Annotated in this window: 20 protein-coding genes, 1 pseudogene and 1 riboswitch; of the genes and pseudogenes, 13 read left to right on the forward strand and 8 right to left on the reverse strand. The window is 69.3% G+C overall.

Annotation, left to right across the window (positions count from 1 at the left end; translation table 11 throughout):
• Positions 1-91: 91 nt before the first annotated feature.
• Positions 92-730, reverse strand: coding sequence for a GNAT family N-acetyltransferase (locus ACFY0T_RS26260; RefSeq protein ID WP_388875194.1), 639 nt, complete (start codon positions 728-730; stop codon positions 92-94).
• Positions 731-838: 108 nt separating this feature from the next.
• Here ACFY0T_RS26260 and ACFY0T_RS26265 point away from each other — a divergent pair, with 108 nt between their 5' ends.
• On the forward strand, positions 839-1753 hold the full coding sequence (locus ACFY0T_RS26265; protein ID WP_388875197.1) for a MerR family transcriptional regulator: 915 nt from the start codon (positions 839-841) through the stop codon (positions 1751-1753).
• Positions 1754-1801: 48 nt separating this feature from the next.
• Complete coding sequence (locus ACFY0T_RS26270; protein WP_388875199.1) at positions 1802-2014, forward strand: EF-hand domain-containing protein; 213 nt, start codon at positions 1802-1804, stop codon at positions 2012-2014.
• 61 nt (positions 2015-2075) lie between these two features.
• Here the strand turns inward: ACFY0T_RS26270 and ACFY0T_RS26275 are convergent, their stop codons facing one another.
• Positions 2076-2999 carry an AraC family transcriptional regulator gene (locus tag ACFY0T_RS26275; protein ID WP_388875201.1) on the reverse strand — a complete coding sequence of 308 codons (924 nt, stop codon included), beginning with the start codon at positions 2997-2999 and terminating at the stop codon, positions 2076-2078.
• 101 nt (positions 3000-3100) lie between these two features.
• Here ACFY0T_RS26275 and ACFY0T_RS26280 point away from each other — a divergent pair, with 101 nt between their 5' ends.
• Both ACFY0T_RS26280 and ACFY0T_RS26285 read left to right on the forward strand, forming a co-directional pair.
• Positions 3101-4096 carry a zinc-dependent alcohol dehydrogenase family protein gene (locus ACFY0T_RS26280; RefSeq protein ID WP_388875205.1) on the forward strand — a complete coding sequence of 332 codons (996 nt, stop codon included), beginning with the start codon at positions 3101-3103 and terminating at the stop codon, positions 4094-4096.
• 36 nt (positions 4097-4132) lie between these two features.
• Positions 4133-4861: pseudogene (locus ACFY0T_RS26285) on the forward strand (NADPH-dependent F420 reductase); the annotation flags it as partial.
• A gap of 138 nt (positions 4862-4999) precedes the next feature.
• Here the strand turns inward: ACFY0T_RS26285 and ACFY0T_RS26290 are convergent.
• The 6 genes from ACFY0T_RS26290 to gcvT form a co-directional block, all read right to left on the reverse strand.
• Entirely contained in the window at positions 5000-5542 is a 543-nt protein-coding gene (locus ACFY0T_RS26290; protein WP_388875208.1) for an MOSC domain-containing protein, read from the reverse strand.
• Between the two features lie 99 nt (positions 5543-5641).
• Entirely contained in the window at positions 5642-6199 is a 558-nt protein-coding gene (locus ACFY0T_RS26295) for a glycoside hydrolase family 25 protein (RefSeq protein ID WP_388875211.1), read from the reverse strand.
• Between the two features lie 452 nt (positions 6200-6651).
• A complete protein-coding gene (locus ACFY0T_RS26300; protein WP_388875214.1) occupies positions 6652-8034 on the reverse strand; it encodes an L-serine ammonia-lyase in 1383 nt (460 codons plus the stop codon).
• Positions 8035-8127: 93 nt separating this feature from the next.
• A complete protein-coding gene (gene glyA / locus ACFY0T_RS26305; RefSeq protein WP_388875217.1) occupies positions 8128-9390 on the reverse strand; it encodes a serine hydroxymethyltransferase in 1263 nt (420 codons plus the stop codon).
• 13 nt (positions 9391-9403) lie between these two features.
• Positions 9404-9781, reverse strand: coding sequence for a glycine cleavage system protein GcvH (gene gcvH, locus ACFY0T_RS26310; protein WP_388875220.1), 378 nt, complete (start codon positions 9779-9781; stop codon positions 9404-9406).
• Positions 9782-9900: 119 nt separating this feature from the next.
• Complete coding sequence (gene gcvT, locus ACFY0T_RS26315; protein WP_388875223.1) at positions 9901-11016, reverse strand: glycine cleavage system aminomethyltransferase GcvT; 1116 nt, start codon at positions 11014-11016, stop codon at positions 9901-9903.
• 147 nt (positions 11017-11163) lie between these two features.
• Positions 11164-11274, reverse strand: a riboswitch (glycine riboswitch).
• 190 nt (positions 11275-11464) lie between these two features.
• On the opposite strand from gcvT, the gene ACFY0T_RS26320 reads away from it, so the two are divergent.
• The 9 genes from ACFY0T_RS26320 (at position 11465) to ACFY0T_RS26360 (ending at position 22347) form a co-directional block, all read left to right on the forward strand.
• Positions 11465-12139, forward strand: a complete 675-nt coding sequence (locus ACFY0T_RS26320) for an AAA family ATPase (RefSeq protein WP_388875959.1) — start codon at positions 11465-11467, stop codon at positions 12137-12139.
• A gap of 78 nt (positions 12140-12217) precedes the next feature.
• Positions 12218-13009: an enhanced serine sensitivity protein SseB gene (locus ACFY0T_RS26325; RefSeq protein ID WP_388875226.1), complete on the forward strand. Its 792-nt coding sequence runs from the start codon at positions 12218-12220 to the stop codon at positions 13007-13009.
• Between the two features lie 198 nt (positions 13010-13207).
• Complete coding sequence (locus ACFY0T_RS26330) at positions 13208-14005, forward strand: enhanced serine sensitivity protein SseB C-terminal domain-containing protein (RefSeq protein WP_388875229.1); 798 nt, start codon at positions 13208-13210, stop codon at positions 14003-14005.
• A 437-nt stretch (positions 14006-14442) separates the two neighbouring features.
• Positions 14443-15441: an ABC transporter permease gene (locus ACFY0T_RS26335; RefSeq protein WP_388875231.1), complete on the forward strand. Its 999-nt coding sequence runs from the start codon at positions 14443-14445 to the stop codon at positions 15439-15441.
• A gap of 38 nt (positions 15442-15479) precedes the next feature.
• Positions 15480-17252, forward strand: coding sequence for an ABC transporter substrate-binding protein (locus tag ACFY0T_RS26340; RefSeq protein WP_388875234.1), 1773 nt, complete (start codon positions 15480-15482; stop codon positions 17250-17252).
• Between the two features lie 72 nt (positions 17253-17324).
• Positions 17325-18332: an ABC transporter permease gene (locus ACFY0T_RS26345; RefSeq protein WP_388875237.1), complete on the forward strand. Its 1008-nt coding sequence runs from the start codon at positions 17325-17327 to the stop codon at positions 18330-18332.
• Positions 18329-19426 (forward strand): ABC transporter ATP-binding protein, encoded by a 1098-nt coding sequence (locus ACFY0T_RS26350; protein WP_369249329.1) that lies wholly within the window; start codon positions 18329-18331, stop codon positions 19424-19426. Before ACFY0T_RS26345 ends, ACFY0T_RS26350 begins: the two co-directional genes overlap by 4 nt.
• Complete coding sequence (locus tag ACFY0T_RS26355; protein ID WP_388875241.1) at positions 19423-20859, forward strand: dipeptide ABC transporter ATP-binding protein; 1437 nt, start codon at positions 19423-19425, stop codon at positions 20857-20859. The genes ACFY0T_RS26350 and ACFY0T_RS26355 overlap by 4 nt, the downstream gene beginning before the upstream one ends.
• A 96-nt stretch (positions 20860-20955) precedes the next feature.
• Positions 20956-22347, forward strand: a complete 1392-nt coding sequence (locus ACFY0T_RS26360; RefSeq protein ID WP_388875244.1) for a M1 family metallopeptidase — start codon at positions 20956-20958, stop codon at positions 22345-22347.
• The last annotated feature ends 13 nt before the right edge of the window (positions 22348-22360 follow it).

Genomic DNA, 22360 nt, shown 5'->3' on the forward strand with positions numbered 1-22360 from the left:
ACCTGGACACTCGCACCGACTGGCACATAGCACCGAAGGGCCGGCCCGGCCTGCAGCCGGACAGCCCCTCAGCAAGATCTTCATGAGCCTTCTAGTGGGCGATGAGCAGCGCCTCTGACCCCACGGGACGGTAACCGGCCGCCTGGAACGCCCGCAGACTGCGGGCGTTCCCCGGCGAGATCTGCGCCCACACCGGCTCGCCCCCGCTCAGCTGCCGCGCCGCCGAAACGAGCGCACGCCCCAGCCCCCGGTGCCGTACGTCCTCCGCCACCTCGACCGCGACCTCCAACCGTCCCGCGACCCCGCGCCCCAGCACGAGTACGCCGCCCTCGGTGGCCCATACCCGCACGTCGTCGCGGCGCCTGCGAGAGCTGACGACCCGCGGATGGTCGGGGTCGTGGATCTCCTTCAGCTCGAGCGGCGGCTCGCCCGGCAGGGGAGAGCCGACCGTGAGCACGTCGATCGTGTCGCTCCGGCGCCCCGTACGCTCCATGAGCGCCGCGAGGAACCGCGCGTTCATGGGCGCGGCGAGCGCGTCGCAGTCGACGGAGCCGAGCGCCTCGCGCACCCACTGGGGATCCTCGTCGGTGAAGACGACGGAATGCGCCGTGAAGGCGAGGACGCCCGCGTCCCGGCGGGAATGCTGACGTACGACGGTCGTCCCGCCGTCCGCCGGCAGGAAGGCGTCTCGCGCCGCCGCATCCAGAATGTCCCGCAGAGTGTCAGCCACGACCGCGCTCCCCGCACCTCGAGTCCCCACATCGAGTCCCCACATCGAGTCCCCACATCGAGTCTCCACCTTGAGTCTCCACCCACTGGAAGGCCCAGACTCCCCATCATGATCGAAGACGGCACCGGACTTTTCACCATCGGCGAGCTGTCCCGGAGCACCGGCCTGTCCGTCCGCACCATCCGCTACTGGTCGGACGAGGGCGCCCTGCCCCCGGTGACACGCTCCGCGGGCGGCTATCGCCTGTACGACGCCGCGTCCGTCGCCCGCCTGGAGCTGATCCGCACCCTGCGCGAACTGGGCCTGGGCCTGGACGACGTACGCAAGGTGCTGGCCGGCGAGACGACGGTCGCGGAGGTGGCGGCCGCGCACGTGGCGGCGCTGGACGCGCAGATCCGCTCGCTGAAGGTGACCCGGGCGGTGCTGTCGACCGTGGCGCGACGCGGGTCGACCGCAGAGGAGATGACACTCATGAACAAGCTGGCGCGGCTGTCGGCCGCGGAGCGGAAGCGGATCGCCGACGACTTCATGGAGGAGACCTTCAGGGGGCTCGACACCGCGGACCCCGACATCCGTACCAGGATGCGGTTCGGCCTCGCCGAGCTGCCCGAGGACCCCACACCCGAGCAGGTGGACGCCTGGGTGGAGTTGGCCGAAATGCTGCAGGACCCGGGCTTTCGCTCCCGCATGCGGGAGATGATCGAGTTCAACGCGGCGGACCGGGGGCCGGATGTGCCGGCCGGTACGTCCCTGTGGTTCATGAGCCGCCTGGTGCAGCTCGCGGGCCAGGCGCTGGAGCAGGGCATAGCCCCCGAGTCGCCCGAGGCCGAGGAGGTGCTCGGGGCATTGCTCGGCAACGCCGACCGGGCCGCCGTACTGGAGCGCATGGAGTCCGCGGCGCACGTCGAGGTGGCCCGCTTCCGGGAGCTGAACGCGCTGGTCCGAGGCACGGAGCCGCTCTCCGCGCACCGCGAGGAGTTCGCCTGGGTGGTCGCCGCACTCCGCGCTCGACCGGCCCGTTAATCTGACCTCCGTACACATGGCAGTAATGCACTACGAAGGGGCGGATCGGTGGCGGACATCGAGGAAGCACGCAAGCAGTTCGACCGGATCGACACGGATGGTGACGGTTTCATCACCGCTGCCGAGTTCAAGACCGCCCTCGCCCAGGAGGGCGACTGGAACGTCACCGAGTCGGTGGCCGATGCCATCATCGCCAGCCGTGACCTCAACGGCGACAAGGTCCTCTCGTTCGACGAGTTCTGGACCCACCTGAACAAGTGACCCGCGCGTCGGGGCGTCCGCCGGATCACCGGTGGGCGCCCCTTCGTCGTACGGTGCATGCCTAGGAGGCGCGCCTGCGGTACTGGCCCGGCGCCACCCCGTACTCGCGCTTGAACGCCTTGGCGAAGGCGAACTCCGAGGTGTAGCCGGTGCGTTGGGCGACCTGGCGGAGCGGGATGTCGTCGGTGCGCAGCAGCCGGCCGGCGGTCGTCATGCGCCACCAGGTGAGGTACGTGAGCGGGGGCTCGCCCACCAGCGCGGTGAACCGGCGGGCGAAGGCCGCCCGGGAGAGGCCGCCGCGGGCGCCGAGTTCCTCGACCGTCCAGGGGTGGGTCGGATCGCCGTGGATGGCGCGCAGGGCCGCCGCGACCGCCGGGTCGGCGAGGGCGGCCGACCAGCCCGTGGGATGCCCGGAGCCGTGCCGCTCGCGCTGCCACCAGGCCCGCAGGATGTAGAGCAGGAGCGTGTCGAGCAGCGAGGTGACGATCGTGTCCGAGCCCGGCTGGGGCTCCTCCAGCTCCATACCGAGGAGCTCCACCGCGGCCCGCAGCGAGCGGTGGGCACCGACCCGGGCGGGGAGGTGGACCACCTCGGGCAGCTCGGAGAGGAGCGGATGCGCGCGGGCCCGGTCCAACTGGTAGGCCCCGCACAGCAGAACGGTCGACGTATCCGTCAACGGCCCCGGCCGCGGCGGAGGTTCCGGCCACCTGCCGTCCGGCCCCAGCCGCACCTCCTCCAGCGGTACGTCGACGCCGCTGGCCAGCGCGTGACCGCGGCCGTGGGCGAGGAAGGCCACGTCACCGGGGCCGAGCGCCACCGGATTCCCCTCCGCGGGAAGCAGCCACGCCGAACCCTGCAGCACCACATGGAACCCGGCCCCGTCCGAGGACTCGAAGCGCATGCCCCAGGGGGCGTGCTTGTCGCGGCGCGAGGAGTGCGGGCGCCCGGTGCGCATCGTGGCGATGGCGTCGCTGAGTACGTCCATGCCCGAACGGTAGCGCGTGGGCGCCCCGGCGAGACGGATGGACAGGAAAGCGAGACTGGCAGGCATGGATCGTCTCGCACCGCGCTCCTAGCGTCATGGGTATGTCATCAACCACCGCACGCACCGTGTTCTTTCACGAACTCGGCGGCCCGGACGTCCTGACGATCGAGGACGTCGAGGTGCCCGCACCCGGCCCCGGCGAAGTCCTCGTCAAGGTCGAGGCGTTGGGCCTCAACCGCGCCGAGGCCCTGTTCCGCGCGGGGACCTACTACTACCAGCCCGCCCTGCCCGCCTCGCGGCTCGGCTACGAGGCGTCCGGCACCGTCGAGGCGGTCGGTGAGGGCGTCACCGACTTCGCCGTGGGCGACCCCGTGACGACCGGACCCGGCATCGAGATGAGCGCCCAGGGCGTGTACGCGGAACGCGTCGTACTGCCCGACACGGCGGTCGTGCCGCGTCCGGAGTCGGTGGACGCGGTCACCGGCGCGGCGGCGTGGCTGACGTACACGACGGCGTACGGCGCGCTTCTGGAGACCGCGGGGCTGAAGCCCGGCGACCACGTCCTGATCACCGGCGCGTCCAGCGGTGTCGGCACCGCCGCGATCCAGGTCGCCCGCCGCATCGGCGCGATTCCGCTCGCCACCACCCGGACCGAGGGGAAGAAGCGCCGGCTCCTCGACCTCGGGGCGGAGCAGGTGATCGTCTCCGACGACGAGGACGTGGCGAAGGAGACCCGGCGGCTCACCGGCGGACGCGGCGCCGAGGTGATCTTCGACGCGATCGGCGGCCCCGGCTTCCGCCCGCTGGGCGAGGCGCTCGCCGAGGGCGGCGCGATGGTCGTCTACGGCTGGCTCGACCGGCGCCCGGCCGAGCTGCCCTGGAACTGGCCCCTCACCATCCATACGTACGCCAATTTCACCCTGACCACGACGCCGGGAGGCCGCCGCCGCTCCACCGCCTTCCTGAACGCGGGCCTGCGCGACGGCGGATTCAGGCCGCCGGTCGCCGAGGTCTTCGAGGGACTCGACCGCATCGGGGACGCGCACCGTCTGATGGAGAGCAACGCGCACTTCGGCAAGATCGTGGTGAAGCCCTGATGACGGTCACCCGGATGCCGCACACACCGGAATAGCGAGTGGACCCCCGGGGTTGGTGATCCCCATCAGGAGTATCAACCCTGGAAGGGCCTGTCACTCATGAAGATCGGCATCATCGGCGCGGGCAACATCGGCGGCAACCTCACCCGGCGGCTCACCGCCCTCGGTCACGACGTCTCCGTCGCCAACTCCCGCGGTCCCCACACACTCACCGCGCTCGCCGAGGAGACCGGGGCGACACCCGTCAAGGTCGAGGACGCGGCGCGCGGCGCCGAGCTCGTCGTGATCACGATCCCGGTGAAAGCGGTCCCGAACCTGCCGGACGGGATCCTGGACGGAGCCGCCGAGGGCGTCGCCGTCATCGACACCGGCAACTACTACCCCCAGCAGCGCGACGGCAAGATCGCCGCGATCGAGGACGAGGGCCTCACCGAGAGCCGCTGGACGGCCCAGCAGATCGGCCACACCGTCATCAAGGCCTTCAACGGCACCTACGCCCAGGACATCCTGGACCGCCCCCGGCCGGCCGGCGCCCCCGACCGCATGGCCCTCCCCGTCGCCGGCGACGACGAGGCCGCCAAGCGCGTCGTCCGCGCCCTCATCGACGACCTCGGCTTCGACACCGTCGACGCCGGCGGCCTGGACGACTCCTGGCGCCAGCAGCCCGGCACCCCTGTCTACGGCCTCCAGGAAGGCCTCGACGCCGTGACGAAGGCACTGGCGGAGGCGTCCCCGGAGCGCTCGGCGGACTTCCGGAGCGCCTGAGACCGGACCCGACCGGACCGTCTGAAGCCGGACCGACGGGACTGCCTGAGGCCGGGCGGGCGGGGACCGTCTGAGGCCGGACCGACGGGACTGCCTGAGGCCGGACCGACCGGACCGCCTCAGGCAGGGGCGGACGACCTAGACGATCCGCAGGGGCTGGTGCGGCCCGTCCGGCAACTCGACCTCGACCGAGTCCCCGGGCCGCACCACGCCGCCTTCTCGTACGACACTCATGACACCGGACTTGTAGGCGACCGCGCCGTCACCGTCCCGCCCGACGACCTGCTTGAGCAGCCCCTTCTGGAAGTTGTCGATCTGCGCGCACGGATTCCGCAGCCCGGTGATCTCGACCACGGCCTCGTCCCCGAGGCGCAACAGCGCCCCGACCGGCAGCCCCAGCAGATCGATCCCCCGGGTGGTGACGTTCTCCCCGAGCTCCCCGGGAGCGACGGTGAACCCGGCCTCGCGCAGCTCGTCGAACAACTCCTCGTGCATGAGGTGCACTTGCCGCAGATTCACCTGTGACGGATCCTTCTCCATCCGGAACCGGTGCTTCACCGTGGTCCCGGCATGCACGTCCCCCTCCACCCCGAGCCCGGCGAGCAGTGTGATGCTCTCCCGGTTCGGCTTGGTGAACGCATACGTCCCGTTGCTGCTGACCGCGCTGACCGCCCCGCTCATATCCCGCTCCCCGTTCCGCTGATGGCATGATCACGCCGTGACCAGCGAAATCGTAAGGCCCTTGGTCGGGAAGCGCGCACCTTCGCGCTAGGGGAGCGGTCAGTCGACGTTGGCCCAGTCGACCAGCGCCGCCTTGCTCGCGAAGTCGGCGACATCCTTGTCGAGCGGATCGTCGGTGTACTGGTGGAAGCGCCACTTCGCCTTGATGCGGGGCTTGCCCGCGGTCACGTAGTCGGCGATCCACAGGCCGTCGCCCGCGTACGAGGTGGTGTCGACGTTCAGCCAGTAGTTGCGGTTGGTGTAGAGCACGACCCGGTGACGCGGCCGGAGTTCCTTCACCTTGCGGATGAAGCGGTCCTTCTCCGCGTTGCTGGCGTGGGTGCCCTCTCCGGTCGTCTCCCAGTCGACGGCGAGCAGGTCGCCCGCCTTCTCCGGGGCCTTGCCGACGAAGTACTCGGCCTGGGCTGTGATGTTGCCGGGCCACAGGAAGTGGTAGAAGCCCACGACGCAGTCGCCGTCGCGGGCCGTCTTCACCTGGGCGGCGAGCTTCGGGTTGACGTACGAACGGCCCTCCGTCGCCTTGATGAAGACGAAGGAGAGGCCGTCGGTGTCGTAGGAGGACGACTGGTAGGCGCTGATGTCGATGCCGCGCAGCATGGGGGGAGCCTCCGGAGGTGGGGGTACTGGAGGGGGTGATGTCACCTTTCCCCCGTCTCCCCGGTGTCACCCCTGTTCGGGCGGGTCAGCCCCGGTTGGTGACCGACCCGAGGACGGCCGTCGACTTGGCCGACGAGTCCGAGGCGATCACGCTCGCGGGTCCGCGGCGAGGAGGGGGATGGACTCCTCCAACGTGCCGGGGATCAGCTCGAAGACGACCTTCCCGGTCAACGCGTCCCGTGAGGGCCGGCGTTGGCCTTCGTGGCCGCGTCCAGCGTCGAGTACGTCGAGCCGAGCAGGTCCGACGGCTTGTAGACGATGCTGCCCAGCTTCTGCGACACCAGCGTGCACGTCCCAACTCCCCTTTGCCGCAGCCAAGTCGGCGGCGGCGGGCCGGGCAGGTCGTCCACAGGCGCAGCCCCGTGTCGGTGGCCTCGTCCGGTTCCGCGGTGTCAGCACTCGATGATGTTGACGGCCAGCCCGCCGCGCGCCGTCTCCTTGTACTTGACGCTCATGTCGGCGCCCGTGTCCTTCATGGTCTTGATGACCTTGTCGAGGGAGACCTTGTGGGAGCCGTCGCCGCGCATGGCCATCTTGGCCGCCGTGACGGCCTTGACCGCGGCCATGCCGTTGCGCTCGATGCAGGGGATCTGGACCAGGCCGCCGACCGGGTCGCAGGTCAGGCCGAGGTTGTGCTCCATGCCGATCTCGGCGGCGTTCTCGACCTGTTCGGGGCTGCCGCCCAGGACCTCGGCGAGGGCGCCGGCGGCCATCGAGCAGGCGGAGCCGACCTCGCCCTGGCAGCCGACCTCGGCGCCGGAGATGGAGGCGTTCTCCTTGAAGAGCATGCCGATCGCGCCCGCGGCCAGCAGGAAGCGGACCACGCCGTCTTCCTTTTCTCCTTCGGAGGCTGCGCCCGCCCCGAAGTTGATGTAGTAGTGCAGGACCGCCGGGATGATGCCCGCGGCGCCGTTCGTGGGGGCGGTGACCACACGGCCGCCCGCCGCGTTCTCCTCGTTGACGGCCATCGCGTAGAGAGTGATCCACTCCATCGCGTGGGCCAGCGGGTCGCCCTCGGCGCGCAGCTGGCGGGCCGAGACGGCGGCGCGGCGGCGGACCTTCAGACCGCCGGGCAGGATGCCCTCGCGGGACATGCCGCGCGACACGCACGCCTGCATCACGCGCCAGATCGCGAGGAGACCTTCGCGGATCTCCTCCTCGGTGCGCCAGGCCCGCTCGTTCTCCAGCATGAGGGCCGAGATCGACAGGCCCGTCTCGCGGGTCAGCCGCAGCAGCTCGTCGCCCGTGCGGAAGGGGTACTTCAGGACCGTGTCGTCCAGCTTGATGCGGTCCTCGCCGACCGCGTCCTCGTCGACCACGAAGCCGCCGCCGACCGAGTAGTACGTCTTCGACAGCAGCTCCGCACCCCCGGCGCCGTACGCCCACAGCGTCATGCCGTTCGCGTGGTACGGCAGCGCCTTGCGGCGGTGCAGGATCAGGTCGTCGTCGAAGGAGAAGTCGATCTCGTGGTCGCCGAGCAGACGGATGCGGCCCGCCGACTTGATCTCCTCGACCCGCTCGTCGGCCCCCTCCACGTCCACCGTCCGTGGTGAGGCGCCCTCGAGGCCGAGCAGTACGGCCTTCGGAGTGCCGTGGCCGTGGCCCGTCGCGCCCAGCGAGCCGTACAGCTCGGCGCGTATCGACACCACCGACTCCAGTACGTCGTCGTTGCGCAGCCGCCGGGCGAACATACGTGCCGCGCGCATCGGCCCCACCGTGTGGGAGCTGGACGGGCCGATGCCGATCGAGAACAGGTCGAAGACCGAGATGGCCACGGGAACTCCTCACAACGGGGTGATGCAGGGGGCGGGCGCCGCACACACAACCAGTGTGCGCGGCGCCCCGAGAAATCGTACGTTCCGTACGAACTACTTCAGGCCGGGGTACAGCGGGTGCTTGTCGGCCAGAGCGGACACGCGGGCCTTCAGGGCCTCCGCGTCGTACGACGGCTTCAGCGCTTCGGCGATGATGTCCGCGACCTCGGTGAAGTCCTCGGCCTGGAAGCCGCGGGTGGCGAGGGCGGGCGTGCCGATGCGCAGGCCGGAGGTGACCATCGGCGGGCGCGGGTCGTTCGGGATGGCGTTGCGGTTGACCGTGATGCCGACCTCGTGGAGGCGGTCCTCGGCCTGCTGGCCGTCCAGCTCGGAGTTGCGCAGGTCGACCAGGACCAGGTGCACGTCCGTGCCACCGGACAGGACGTCCACGCCGACGGCCTTGACGTCGTCCTGGACCAGGCGCTCGGCCAGGATCCGCGCGCCGTCGAGCGTGCGCTGCTGGCGCTCCTTGAAGTCGTCCGAGGCGGCGACCTTGAAGGAGACGGCCTTGGCGGCGATCACATGCTCCAGCGGACCGCCCTGCTGACCCGGGAAGACCGCGGAGTTGATCTTCTTGGCCAGCTCGGCCGTCGAGAGGATCACGCCACCGCGCGGGCCGCCCAGCGTCTTGTGGGTCGTGGTCGTGACGACGTGGGCGTGCGGCACGGGGTTCGGGTGCAGGCCCGCCGCGACGAGGCCGGCGAAGTGCGCCATGTCGACCATCAGGTACGCGCCGACCTCGTCCGCGATCCGGCGGAACTCGGCGAAGTCCAGTTGACGCGGGTACGCCGACCAGCCGGCCACGATCAGCTTCGGCTTGGACTCCTTGGCGAGGCGCTCGACCTCGGCCATGTCGACCTGACCGGTCTCGTCGTTCACGTGGTACGCGACCACGTTGTAGAGCTTGCCGGAGAAGTTGATCTTCATGCCATGGGTCAGGTGCCCGCCGTGCGCGAGGTTCAGACCCATGATCGTGTCGCCCGGCTTGAGCAGCGCGAACATCGCGGCCGCGTTGGCCTGGGCCCCGGAGTGCGGCTGCACGTTGGCGTGCTCGGCGCCGAAGAGCGCCTTGATGCGGTCGATGGCGATCTGCTCGACCACGTCGACGTGCTCGCAGCCGCCGTAGTAGCGGCGGCCCGGGTAGCCCTCGGCGTACTTGTTGGTCAGGACCGAGCCCTGGGCCTCCATGACCGCGACCGGAGCGAAGTTCTCCGAGGCGATCATCTCCAGGGTGGACTGCTGGCGGTGCAGCTCGGCGTCGACGGCGGCGGCGACGTCCGGGTCCAGTTCATGCAGGGGCGTGTTCAGAAGCGACATGTTCTACGACCTCTCAGCCGGCGGAAAAGGCGGTGTACTCGTCGGCGGAGAGCAGGTCGGCCGGCTCCTGTGCGACGCGCACCTTGAACAGCCAGCCGCCCTCGAAGGGCGCGGAGTTCACCAGCGACGGGTCGTTGACCACGTCTTCGTTGATCTCGGTGACCTCGCCGTTGACCGGGGAGTACAGGTCGCTGACCGACTTCGTCGACTCCAGCTCGCCGCAGGACTCACCCGCGGTCACCGTGGAACCGACCTCCGGAAGCTGGGCGTAGACGACATCGCCGAGCGCGTTGGCCGCGAACTCGGTGATGCCGACCGTCGAGACGCCGTCCTCGGCGACCGACAGCCACTCGTGCTCCTTGCTGTAGCGCAGCTGCTGGGGGTTGCTCATGGCCTGAATTCTCCTGTACGCGGGGGAGTGCTCGTGAATGGGGGACTGCTGAACCTGCTGGTGAGCAGGGAAGAAGCGCGTGGTGTCGCTTTTGGTTACTTCTGGACCGCGCTCAGTCTCTACTTCTGGCGCTTGTAGAAGGGCAGCGCCACGACCTCGTACGGCTCGTGGCTGCCCCGGATGTCCACGCCGACCCCGGCCGTGCCCGGCGCGGCGTGCGCGGCGTCGACGTACGCCATCGCGATCGGCTTGCCCAGCGTGGGGGAGGGGGCCCCGGAGGTGACCTCGCCGATGACCTTGCCGTCGGCGACGACGGAGTACCCGGCGCGCGGGACGCGACGGCCCTCGGCGATCAGGCCGACGAGCACCCGCGGCGGGTTCTCCTCGGCGCGGGCGGCGGCGGCTTCCAGGGCGGCACGCCCCACGAAGTCGCCCTCCTTCTCGAACTTCACGACCCGCCCGAGCCCCGCGTCGAAGGGGGTCAGCGAGGTGCTCAGCTCATGCCCGTACAGCGGCATGCCCGCCTCCAGGCGCAGCGTGTCGCGGCAGGACAGGCCGCAGGGGACGAGCCCGGCCGGGGCGCCCGCGTCGGTCAGCGCCTGCCACAGCTTCTCGGCGTCGGCCGGGGCCACGAACAGCTCGAAGCCGTCCTCGCCGGTGTAGCCGGTGCGCGCGATCAGCGCCGGGACGCCCGCGACCGTGCCGGGCAGACCCGCGTAGTACTTCAGGCCGTCCAGGTCGGCGTCGGTCAGCGACTTGAGGATGCCGGGGGACTCGGGGCCCTGCACGGCGATCAGCGCGTACGCGTCACGGTCGTCGCGCACGAGAGCGTCGAAGCCCGCGGAACGCTCGACCAGGGCGTCCAGCACTACCTGGGCGTTGGAGGCGTTGGCGACGACCATGTACTCGGCGTCGGCCAGCCGGTACACGATCAGGTCGTCGAGGATGCCGCCGTCCGCCTGGCAGATCATGGTGTAGCGGGCGCGGCCCACGCCGACGGAGGCGATGTTGCCGACCAGCGCGTAGTTCAGGAGAGCGGCCGCCTGCGGGCCGGTGACCGTGATCTCGCCCATGTGCGAGAGGTCGAAGAGTCCGGCCTTCGTACGGACGGCGAGGTGCTCGTCGCGCTCGGAGCCGTAGCGCAGGGGCATGTCCCAGCCTGCGAAGTCGGTCATCGTCGCGCCGAGCGAGCGATGCAGGGCATCGAGCGCGGTGTGACGGGGTGCGTTGCTCATCGGTGGTGCTCCCAAGGCATGACGGCGAGGTCGTTCCTCCCCATCTGTCATCGGAACCTGAGAGGTTCATCACGACCCCGCGAAACGGTGGTCCTGACTTGCACCTTGGGTGGAGCCACTGGTCAGCGGCCCGCTTTTCAGATGTGCCTCGCCCGCGCGGTAACGGGGCCTGAGAGATTCAAGGGAGGGACTTGCTCCTTCGGCGCCCCAGGACGACGTACGTCAGTACGTCACTGGGAACTCTCCCGCGCGGATTCAAGCGGCCGGTATGCAGTTGGCGCGCACATCATTGCACGCATCCGCCCGGCACGGCAGGGGCACCTTTCCCAGCGGCACACAGAGACCTGTAACCGGCCTGTGGCAGTCCACGTACCGAAACGGGAAGCACCGCGCATTACCTTCTCTTTACACTCGACGGGGATGGGACTCCAGACCCAAGGGGAGGACGATCACGGTGAACAGGACCACGGCGTACGCGACGACCTCGGGCATCGCGCTGCCCAAGCAGCCCGGTGCCCCGGCCCGGCAGGCGTGCGGCCCGCTCCCGACGGCCGTCGTCCGCGACCTCAGGGACCGCGCGGGACACAGCCCCCACGGGCTGTACTTCGGGGCCTCGGACCTCGTGGTGGTCACCGGGCTGCCGGGCAGCGGCAAGTCGACGCTGATGCGCCGGGCCGTCACTGGCGCGCGCATCGACTCCCAGGACACCCGCGACCGCTGGGACGACCGGATGGCCCGCTGGCTGCCCTACGCGGTCTACCGCCCCCTCGTCCGCCTCGCCCACTACGCGGGCCTGCGCCGCGCACTGCGCTCCGGCGCCGGAGTCGTCGTGCACGACTGCGGTACGCAGGCCTGGGTGCGCCGCTGGCTCGCCCGCGAGGCCCGGCGCCGGGGCGGCGCGCTGCACCTGCTGCTGCTCGACGTCACGCCGGGCACGGCCCTGGAGGGCCAGCGCGAGCGCGGCCGCGGCGTCTCGCGGTACGCGTTCGCGCGCCACCGCGGCGCGGTCGCCCGGCTGCTGCGCTCCGTCGAGAAGGGCGACCTGCCGGAGGGCTGCGGCTCGGCGGTCCTCATCGACCGGGACGCGGCCGACGTACTGCGCCGGATCGACTTCGGCGGCTGAGCCCACCACGACCGGTCGCAGGAGCCCACTAACCTTGCCAGCCGGAACAGTGGTTCACAGCAGGCGGTAGGCAGACAGATGGACTTCCCCGAATTCACCGAATTCCCGGCACCGGCGCACCCGCACCCGCATCCGCACGGCGGATGGCCGGGCAACGAACTGGAGGAGGTGCTCGCCGCGTCCCTCGGCGTGCCCTCGGCGGGCGCCCGCATCGTCGAGGTCCTCGGCCGCAGCTTCGTCTGGGTGCCCCTGCCGAGCGGCGGCGGTCCGCAGAGCGGCCCGCTCGACCTGCCGACGCTGGAGATCGAGGGCCAGGCGTACGTCCCCGTCTTCAGCTCCGAGGAGCAGTTCCGTCAGGTCACCGGCGGCCACATGTCGTACACCATCGCGCCCGCCGTCGAGTTCGCCCGCGGGCTGCCCCCGCAGGTCGGCATCGCCGTCAACCCGGACGGCGTGGTCGGCGTACCGCTTCCGCCGCTCGTCGTCGCCGAGCTGTGCCGGGCCGGGCGGACCCCGCTGGACGGGCCCGCGAGCGGCGGCCGGGTGCGCCTCTTCGAACCGGACTGGCAGGAAGACCCGGTGGACTTCCTCTCCGCCGCCTCGGCCGAGTTCGCCGGGATCGGCGTCGTCCTGACCGCCCGCCGCTGTCTGGCCGCCATCGAGACCGCCGACCCGGTCATGTTCATCGGCGTGGAACTCTCCCAGTGGGAGGGCGACCTGCGACTGCTTCCCATGGAGGCGCTGGGCCGGGCCCTGAACAAGGTCCCGATGCAGTGGCCGGTGAACCTGGTCCTCCTGGACGTGGCCCAGGACCCGGTGGGCGACTGGATGCGAGCCCAGGTGCGCCCCTTCTACCAGCACGGCCACTGACTGAACGCGCCTCAGGGGGGCGCCCCAAAGGGGCGCGGGGCCGTGACATTCTGCGGCTCCGCCGGGTGGGCGCGACCAGCCACGAACTACCCGCACCCGCGAGGCGACAACAGGTCCCTAGCTCTTCGGCGGTTGCTGACGGCAGCTCCACTTAAGCTGGTTTCATATCCGGGGCAACCTTTCGAAGGGGCGGTATAGGTGAGCGCCAGCGGCACCGCGGCCGGGCAGGTCGAGCACATGCTGCGCCAAGTCACGCCCGGGCGTTACGACGCCTACGAGGCGCTCCTTCGCGCGCTCGCGACCCCCTCGTCCGGCCAGGTCTGGATGCTGCTCTGGCACGGCCAGGCCGGCTCCCCGGACGCCCAGTACGGGAACATGGAGGTGGACGGCTTCGGGTACGCGCCCTGTGTCACCTCCGCCCAGGAGCTCTCGGCCAGCGGCTGGAACCGCTCGTACGAGGTGGTCGACGGCCTCGACGTCGCCCGCACCCTGTACCCCGACCACTTCGGCCTCTGGCTCAATCCGCACGCCCCGGGCGGCGGCGTCGGCATCCCCTGGCTGGACCTGCGCCGGATCGCCACGGGCCTGGAGCGACAGCCCGCGGGCCCGCTCCGGCTCTCCGAACCGGGCATCGAGATCCCGCAGTTCTACGCCCTGCTCACACAGAACGCGCACCGCACGCCCGCCGTGAGATCGCTGCGCCGCGCCTGGGTGCAGCCCGCGCTCGGGTCGCCCTATCTGGCCATCGGCCTGGACGTGTACGACACTTCGCCGCCGGCCGTCGACTCGGTGCGCGCGATGATGCAGCAGTCGATCGGCGCGGTCCCGGACGGGCTGCCCGTCTCGACCGTCGCGATGTCCGACGAGTACGACCCGGTGGCGATGTGGCTGCGGGCCAATGCCCGGCCGTTCTACGACCGCGAGGCGCACGCGGCTCCGGCGCAGGCGCCGATGGCGGGCGGCTACGGTTATCCGCCGGCCCGCGGGGGCTACTGACCCGGGGACCGCGTCCGCTCGGCGGACCCGGACGGTTTCGTCCCGTCCGCCCCTCGCGGCTGACCTGCGGGGGAGCGGACGTAAGGGATGGATGTCCGTATTGGGGATGAAGTGCACTGAAAGAGTGCCCCGTGGTCCCTTTCGACCCAACTGCCCCCCGTCCGCCTCTCGTTACCCACTGTTCGGATAACGGAATCCCCCTAAGAGCATCACGGTTGCGCATACTTTCTCCATCAGGCCTGGCACGTGATCGTGGCGGCACTGAAGACTCGCCCATCAGACATGGGGTCATCGATCCTGTGAGCGAGTGCAAGTCGAAGGATCAGCCGGGAAACCACTCCGCACCATCTGCGGTCCCTCCCGGCATGCAAGTGAACCAAGCCGCAGACAGCGGCGGGCGTAGGCCGGTCACCACCGGTCAGAGGGGTCGGGTCACTGTGACCGCACCGATCGAGACCACCGGGGCGGCAACGGAAGCACAGCCTGAGGCCGTGCTTGCCGGAGTCGACAAGGGGCAGATCGAGGGCCGTTCCCTGGGACAGATCGCCTGGACGCGCTTCAAGCGCGACAAGGTGGCGGTCGCCGGCGGTGTCATTGTCGTGCTGCTCATCCTGGTGGCCGTGCTCGCGCGGCCCATCCAGGCGATGTTCGGGCTGGACCCGAACGCGTTCCACCAGGATCTGATCGATCCCAACACCTCGCTCCCCAAGGGCGACTTCGGCGGGATGAGCGCTGATCACCCGCTGGGTGTCGACCCGAAGTTCGGTCGCGACATCGCCACCCGCATCCTGGAGGGCTCCTGGGTGTCGCTGGTGGTCGCCTTCGGCGCCACGATCCTGTCGAACGTGATCGGCGCGATCATGGGCGTCGTCGCGGGCTACTACGGCGGCCGGGTCGACTCGATCATCAGCCGCCTGATGGACACCTTCCTCGCCTTCCCCCTCCTGCTCTTCGCCATCTCCATCTCCGCCACCCTGCAGGGCGGCGCGTTCGGCCTCGAAGGGCTCCCGCTCCACCTGAGCGTGCTGATCTTCGTCATCGGCTTCTTCAACTGGCCCTACCTGGGCCGGATCGTCCGCGGCCAGACGCTCGCCCTGCGCGAGCGGGAGTTCGTGGATGCCTCCCGGGGCATGGGCGCCAAGGGCCCGTACATCCTCTTCCGGGAGCTGCTGCCCAACCTGGTCGGCCCGATCATCGTCTACTCGACACTGCTCATCCCGACCAACATCCTCTTCGAGGCGTCCCTGAGCTTCCTGGGGGTCGGCATCCAGCCCCCGCAGGCGTCCTGGGGCGGCATGCTCAGGGAGGCGGTCACCTTCTACGAGGTCGACCCGCAGTACATGATCGTGCCTGGCCTCGCCATCTTCGTGACCGTGCTGGCGTTCAACTTGCTCGGCGACGGTCTCCGCGACGCTCTCGACCCGCGCAGCCGCTGATGCCTGCAGTACACCGAGAGCCCATCAAGTTTCCGACAATGGAGGGGAACCCGCCCATCATGCGAAGGTCAGCGCTGGCCGCAGTTGCGGCCATCGGCTCCGCGAGCCTGCTTCTTGCAGGCTGCAGCAAGGCCGATGACAACAAGAACGACGACAACACCAAATCAGCTGGGGCCAACGCAGCGACCAAGGATGTCGTCAACGCCTCCACGAAGAAGGGGGGCACGGTCACTTACGAGCTGTCCGATGTCCCGGACTCCTTCGACCCCGGCAACACGTACTACGCGTACATGTACAACTTCAGCCGGCTGTACGCCCGCCCGCTGATGACGTTCCAGCCCGGCGCCGGCGAGGAGGGCAACACCCTCGTCCCGGACCTCGCCGCGAGCAAGGGCGTTCCGAGCGACGGCGGCAAGACCTGGACGTACAAGCTGCGTACGGGCCTGAAGTACCAGGACGGCTCGGCGATCACGTCGAAGGACGTCAAGTACGCCGTCGAGCGCTCGAACTTCGCGCGTGACGTGCTCTCCCTCGGCCCGAACTACTTCCAGCAGTTCATGGCCGGCGGCGACAAGTACAAGGGCCCCTACAAGGACAAGAGCGCCAAGGGCCTGTCGTCGATCGAGACGCCGGACGACACCACCGTCGTCTTCCACCTGAACCAGGCCTTCCAGGAGTTCGACTACCTGGTCGCGGCGCCGCAGACGGCTCCGGTGCCCCAGGCGAAGGACAAGGGCGTCGACTACGTCAAGAACATCGTCTCCTCGGGTTCCTACAAGTTCCAGAGCTACTCCGAGGGCAAGCAGGCCGTCCTCGTCCGCAACGAGAACTGGGACGCGAAGACCGACCCGCTGCGCAAGCAGTACCCGGACAAGATCGTCGTCAACCTGAAGGTCAACGCCGAGACGATCGACAAGGACGTCCTGGCCGGCGACGCGATCGACCTCGGTGGTACGGGTGTCCAGGCCGCGACCCAGGCCCAGGTGCTCGCCTCCGCCGACAAGAAGGCGGGCACGGACAACACCTACGGTGGCCGTCTCGTCTACATGGCGATCAACACCAAGGTGAAGCCGTTCGACAAGGTCGAGTGCCGCAAGGCCGTGCAGTACGCGATCGACAAGGTCTCGGTGCAGACCGCCGAGGGCGGCCCGATCCGCGGTGACATCGCCTCCACCGTTCTCCCGCCGGACATCCCGGGCTACGAGAAGTCGGACGTCTACGCGTCCACCGGCAGCAAGGGCGACGCGGCCAAGGCCAAGGAGCAGCTGAAGGCCTGCGGCAAGTCGACGATCAGCACGAACATCTCGGCGCGCAGCGACCGCCCGCAGGAGATCGACGCGGCCACCGCGATCATCAACTCGCTGAAGAAGGTCGGCATCAACGCCAGCCTGAAGCAGTACCCGTCGGGCAAGTACTTCACCGACTACGCCGGTGTCCCGAAGTTCACCGAGAAGAACAACATCGGTCTGATCATGATGCAGTGGGGCGCCGACTGGCCGTCCGGCTACGGCTTCCTGCAGCAGATCCTGAACGGCAAGGCGATCAGCCAGTCGGGCAACACGAACCTGTCGCAGTACGACAACAAGGACGTGAACGCTCTCCTGGCGAAGGCGATCGGCACTCAGGACACCACTGAGCGCAACAGCCTCTACACCCAGATCGACAAGCAGACCATGGACGACGCCGTCCTCGTCCCGCTGACCTACTTCAAGGTGCTGCTGGCCCGCCCGCAGAACGCCACCAACGTGGTCTCCACGGCGGCCTTCAGCGGTCAGTACGACTACCTCAACATCGGCACCACGAAGAAGTAGCAGCCCCGGAAGGCAGGTGAAGGCATTGGTGCCCGCGGGCTTCGCGGCCCGCGGGCACCAGCGCCGATCCCCGTGATCTCGTACATCCTCCGTCGGACGGTAGCGGCAGTGATCCTGCTGCTGGTCGTCTCCGCGGTCACCTTCGCCATCTTCTTCCTGCTGCCACGGATGGCCGGCCAGACCGCCGACCAGTTGGCGCAGCAGTACATCGGGAAGAGTCCGTCGAAGGCCGACATCCTCGCGGTCAAGCACAACCTCGGTCTGGACCAGCCCCTGTACGTCCAGTACTGGCACTTCATCAAGGGGATCGTGGGCGGCGCCACCTATAACCTGGGCCCCACCACGGTGCACTGCGACGCACCCTGCTTCGGTTACTCGTTCAAGGACCACGTGGCGGTCTGGCCGGAGCTCACCTCCCGTCTTCCGATCACCCTCTCGCTGGCCGGGGGCGCCGCCGTGCTGTGGCTGATCTCGGGTGTGACGGTCGGTGTGATCTCCGCGCTGAAGCCGCGCTCGTTCTTCGACCGCACCTTCATGGGCGTCGCGCTCGCCGGTGTCTCGCTGCCCATGTTCTTCACGGGCAACCTGGCGCTCCTCCTCTTCACCTACCAGTGGCCGATCTTCGGCCGCACCTACGTCCCGTTCACCGAGAACCCCGCGCAGTGGGCCAACACGCTCTTCCCCGCGTGGTGTTCACTCGCGCTCCTGTACTCCGCCATCTACGCGCGGCTCACCCGCTCGGGCATGCTGGAGACGATGAACGAGGACTTCATCCGCACGGCCCGAGCCAAGGGACTGCGGGAGCGCAACGTGGTGGTCCGGCACGGACTGCGCGCTGCGCTCACCCCGATCATCACGGTCTTCGGCATGGACCTCGGCCTGTTGCTCGGCGGCGCCGTGATCACCGAGACCGTGTTCTCGCTGCACGGCATCGGCGAGTACGCGGTGGATGGCATCACCGACAACGACCTGCCCAAGATCCTCGGCGTCACCCTGCTCGCCGCCTTCTTCGTAGTGATCGCAAATCTCCTGGTGGACCTGCTGTACGCCGCCGCCGACCCGCGGGTGAGGCTCTCGTGACCGAACTGTCCAAGACCGGCGCCGCGGTCGGCGAGCCCGTCTCCGCCCCGTCGGACGCGCCGAGCGCCTTCCTCGAAGTGCGCGACCTCAAGGTGCACTTCCCGACCGACGACGGCCTGGTCAAGTCCGTCGACGGGCTCAGCTTCTCGGTGGAGAAGGGCAAGACCCTCTCCATCGTGGGCGAGTCAGGCTCCGGCAAGTCCGTCACCTCGCTGGCGATCATGGGCCTGCACCGGCTCGGCGCGCGCGGCAAGAACGTCCAGATGTCCGGCGAGATCTGGCTGGGCGGCAAGGAACTGGTGAACGCCGACCCGGACGAGGTGCGCAAGCTCCGCGGCCGCGAGATGGCGATGATCTTCCAGGACCCGCTCTCGGCGATGCACCCGTACTACACGATCGGCAACCAGATCGTGGAGGCGTACCGCGTCCACCACAAGGTCGACAAGAAGACCGCGCGCAAGCGGGCCATCGAGATGCTCGACCGGGTCGGTATCCCCGAGCCCGCCAAGCGCGCCGACAGCTACCCGCACGAGTTCTCCGGCGGTATGCGGCAGCGCGCGATGATCGCGATGGCGCTGGTCAACAACCCCGAGCTGCTCATCGCTGACGAGCCGACGACCGCCCTCGACGTCACCGTCCAGGCGCAGATCCTCGACCTCATCCGGGATCTGCAGAAGGAGTTCGGCTCCGCGGTCGTCCTCATCACTCATGACCTCGGCGTGGTCGCCGAGATCGCCGACGAGGTCCTGGTGATGTACGGCGGCCGGTGCGCGGAGCGCGGTCCGGTCGACACGATCTTCGAGCAGCCGCAGCACCCGTACACCTGGGGTCTGCTCGGCTCGATGCCCCGCATCGACCGGGAGACCTCCGACCGGCTCATCCCGGTCAAGGGCCAGCCGCCGAGCCTCATCAACGTCCCCTCGGGCTGCGCCTTCCACCCGCGCTGCCCGTACGCGGACCTGCCCAAGGGCGATGTCACCCGTACCGTGCGCCCCGAACTGCAGCTGGTCGGCAGCGGGCACTACACCGCCTGCCACCTCTCGCAGGAGGACCGTACGCGGATCTGGACCGAAGAGATTGCGCCGAAGCTGTGAGTGAGACGAAGAAAACGGACGCCGCCGACGCGGTGATCCCGCAGCAGGCAGCGGCCTCCGACGACCGCGCGGACTCCGCGAAGGGCTCGGACGACCGCGAGGTCCTGCTCCGGGTCCAGGGACTGAAGAAGCACTTCCCCATCCGGAAGGGCGTCCTGCAGCGCCAGGTCGCCGCGGTCAAGGCCGTCGACGGCATCGACTTCGAGGTCCGCAAGGGCGAGACCCTCGGCGTCGTCGGCGAGTCCGGCTGCGGCAAGTCGACCATGGGGCGGGTCATCACCCGGCTCCAGGACCCGACCGGCGGCACCATCGAGTTCGAGGGCAAGGACATCACCCGGCTCAGCGCGGGAGGGATGCGCCCGCTGCGCCGGGACATCCAGATGATCTTCCAGGACCCGTACGGGTCGCTGAACCCCCGGCACACCATCGGCTCGATCGTCTCGGCGCCCTTCCGGCTCCAGGGCGTGGAGCCCGAGGGCGGCGTGAAGAAGGAGGTCCAGCGGCTCCTGGAGCTGGTGGGCCTGAGCCCCGAGCACTACAACCGCTACCCGCACGAGTTCTCCGGCGGCCAGCGCCAGCGCATCGGCATCGCCCGCGCGCTCGCCCTGAAGCCGAAGCTGGTCGTGGCGGACGAGCCGGTCTCCGCGCTGGACGTGTCGATCCAGGCGCAGGTCGTGAACCTGATGGACGACCTGCAGTCCGAGCTCGGTCTGACGTACGTGATCATCGCGCATGACCTCTCCGTCGTCCGCCATGTCTCGGACCGCATCGCGGTGATGTACCTCGGCAAGATCGTCGAACTCGCCGACCGCACCTCGCTGTACGAGGCGCCGATGCACCCGTACACCAAGGCCCTGATGTCGGCCGTGCCGGTGCCGGACCCCAAGCGCCGGGGCACCAAGAGCGAGCGGATCCTGCTCCGCGGCGACGTGCCCTCGCCGATCTCCCCGCCGAGCGGCTGCCGCTTCCACACGCGCTGCTGGAAGGCCACGGAGATCTGCAAGACGACCGAGCCCCCGCTCATCGAGCTGAAGCCCGGTCAGCAGGTCGCCTGCCACCACCCGGAGAACGCCGAGGACCAGGCGCCGCAGGACACGGTGCTGCTGTCGGCGGCGAAGAAGGCGGTGGAGCTGGTGGCTCCGGCCGAGGCTCCCTCGAAGGAGCCGGTGGCCGAGGAGGAGACCTCCGCGGAGGAGCTCGCGGCGTCGGAGGAAACGTCCTCGGAGGAGCCCGTGGCGTCGGAGGAAACGTCCTCGGAGGAGCCCGTGGCGTCGGAGGAGACCTCTTCGGAGGAGCCCGCGGCGTCCGAGGAGACCTCGGACGCGCCTGCCGAAGCCGAGGCCGAGGCCGCGGCCGTAACCGAGTCTGAGGCTGAGGCGGAGCCCGAAGCCGAGGTTGCGGAAGCCGATCGTCAGGAGTCAACCGACAAGTAGGCCATGACGACTTGGCAAAGTCATGAACATGCCCCCACGGGAGAGTGCAGAGTCCTGCGTGTCCGTTAGTTCGGAACACGTTCGAAAGGGACGCTCATGGCACTCTCCCGTTCGGCACGTTTAGGTACCGTCGCCACCGCGGCGGCCTCCTTCCTCGCCATCGCCGCCTCCTCCGCCCCCACCCCGGGCGCCGACGGCATCGGCGATTCCTACTTCCCCCAGCTCGGCAACGGCGGCTTCGACGCCCGCCACTACCAACTCGACGTGGCGTACAACCCGGACACCGACCGCCTCGACGGCCGTACGACCATCACGGCCCGCGCCACCCAGAACCTCTCCGCCTTCGACCTGGACCTCCAGAAGCTGGAGGTGACGAAGGTCGAAGTGAACGGCAGACGCGCCGACTTCACACGTGAGGGCGACGAGATCCACATCACCCCGCGAGGCGCCCTGTCCAAGGGCAGGACCTTCACGGTGAGCGCCACCTACGGCGGTGTCCCCGAACCTCTCAGCGGCCCCATCGTCTTCGGCTCCGACTACGGGTGGATGAAGACGGCCGACGGCGTCTTCGTCGCCTGTGAGCCCAACGCCGCCTCCACCTGGTTCCCCTCCAGTGACCACCCGGCCGACAAGGCCACGTACGACATCCGGATCAAGGCCCCGAAGGGCCTGACGGGCGTCTCCAACGGGCGGCTCGTCTCGACGTACGACAAGGGCGACCAGACCGTCACGCACTGGCGCGAGACCAAGCCCATGGCCACCTATCTCGCCACCGCGACCATCGGCAAGTTCGACGTGAAGAGCGGGACCACGCCCGCCGGGACACCCATCTACGTCGCCATCGACCCGGTGCTCGCGAACAGCAACAGCGTCGACGTGTACGGCGTCACGGCCGAGGCGACCGACTACTGGTCGCAGGTCTTCGGCCCCTACCCCTTCGAGGAGACCGGCGCGATCGTCGACGACATGCCGGAGGCCGGCTTCTCGCTGGAGGTGCAGACGAAGCCCGCGTACTCCGCCGTGCGCTCCGAGTCGACCATCGTGCACGAGCTGGCCCACCAGTGGTTCGGCGACTCCGTCTCGGTGGACCGCTGGAAGGACATCTGGCTGAACGAGGGCTTCGCGACCTACGCCCAGTGGCTGTGGTCCGAGCACAAGGGCATCCGCTCGGCGCACGACTCGTTCGTGGCCGGCTACAACGCGCGGCCGGCGGACTCCGCCTTCTGGCAGATCACGGTCGCCGACCCGCAGCGCGACACGATGTTCGCCTCGGCGGTCTACCAGCGCGGCGCGATGACCCTCCAGATGCTGCGCGAACGCATCGGCGACACCGCCTTCTTCAAGCTGCTGCCCGCCTGGACCAAGCTCCACCGCTACGGCAACGCGAACACCGCGGACTTCATCGAGCTCGCCGAGAAGATCTCGGGACAGCAGCTCGACGACCTGTTCCAGACGTGGATCTACACGACGGGCAAGCCAGTGGTGTAGGCCGTATCACCCG

The organism is Streptomyces sp. NPDC001530 (assembly GCF_042894545.1).
Classification (GTDB): Bacteria; Actinomycetota; Actinomycetes; order Streptomycetales; family Streptomycetaceae; genus Streptomyces.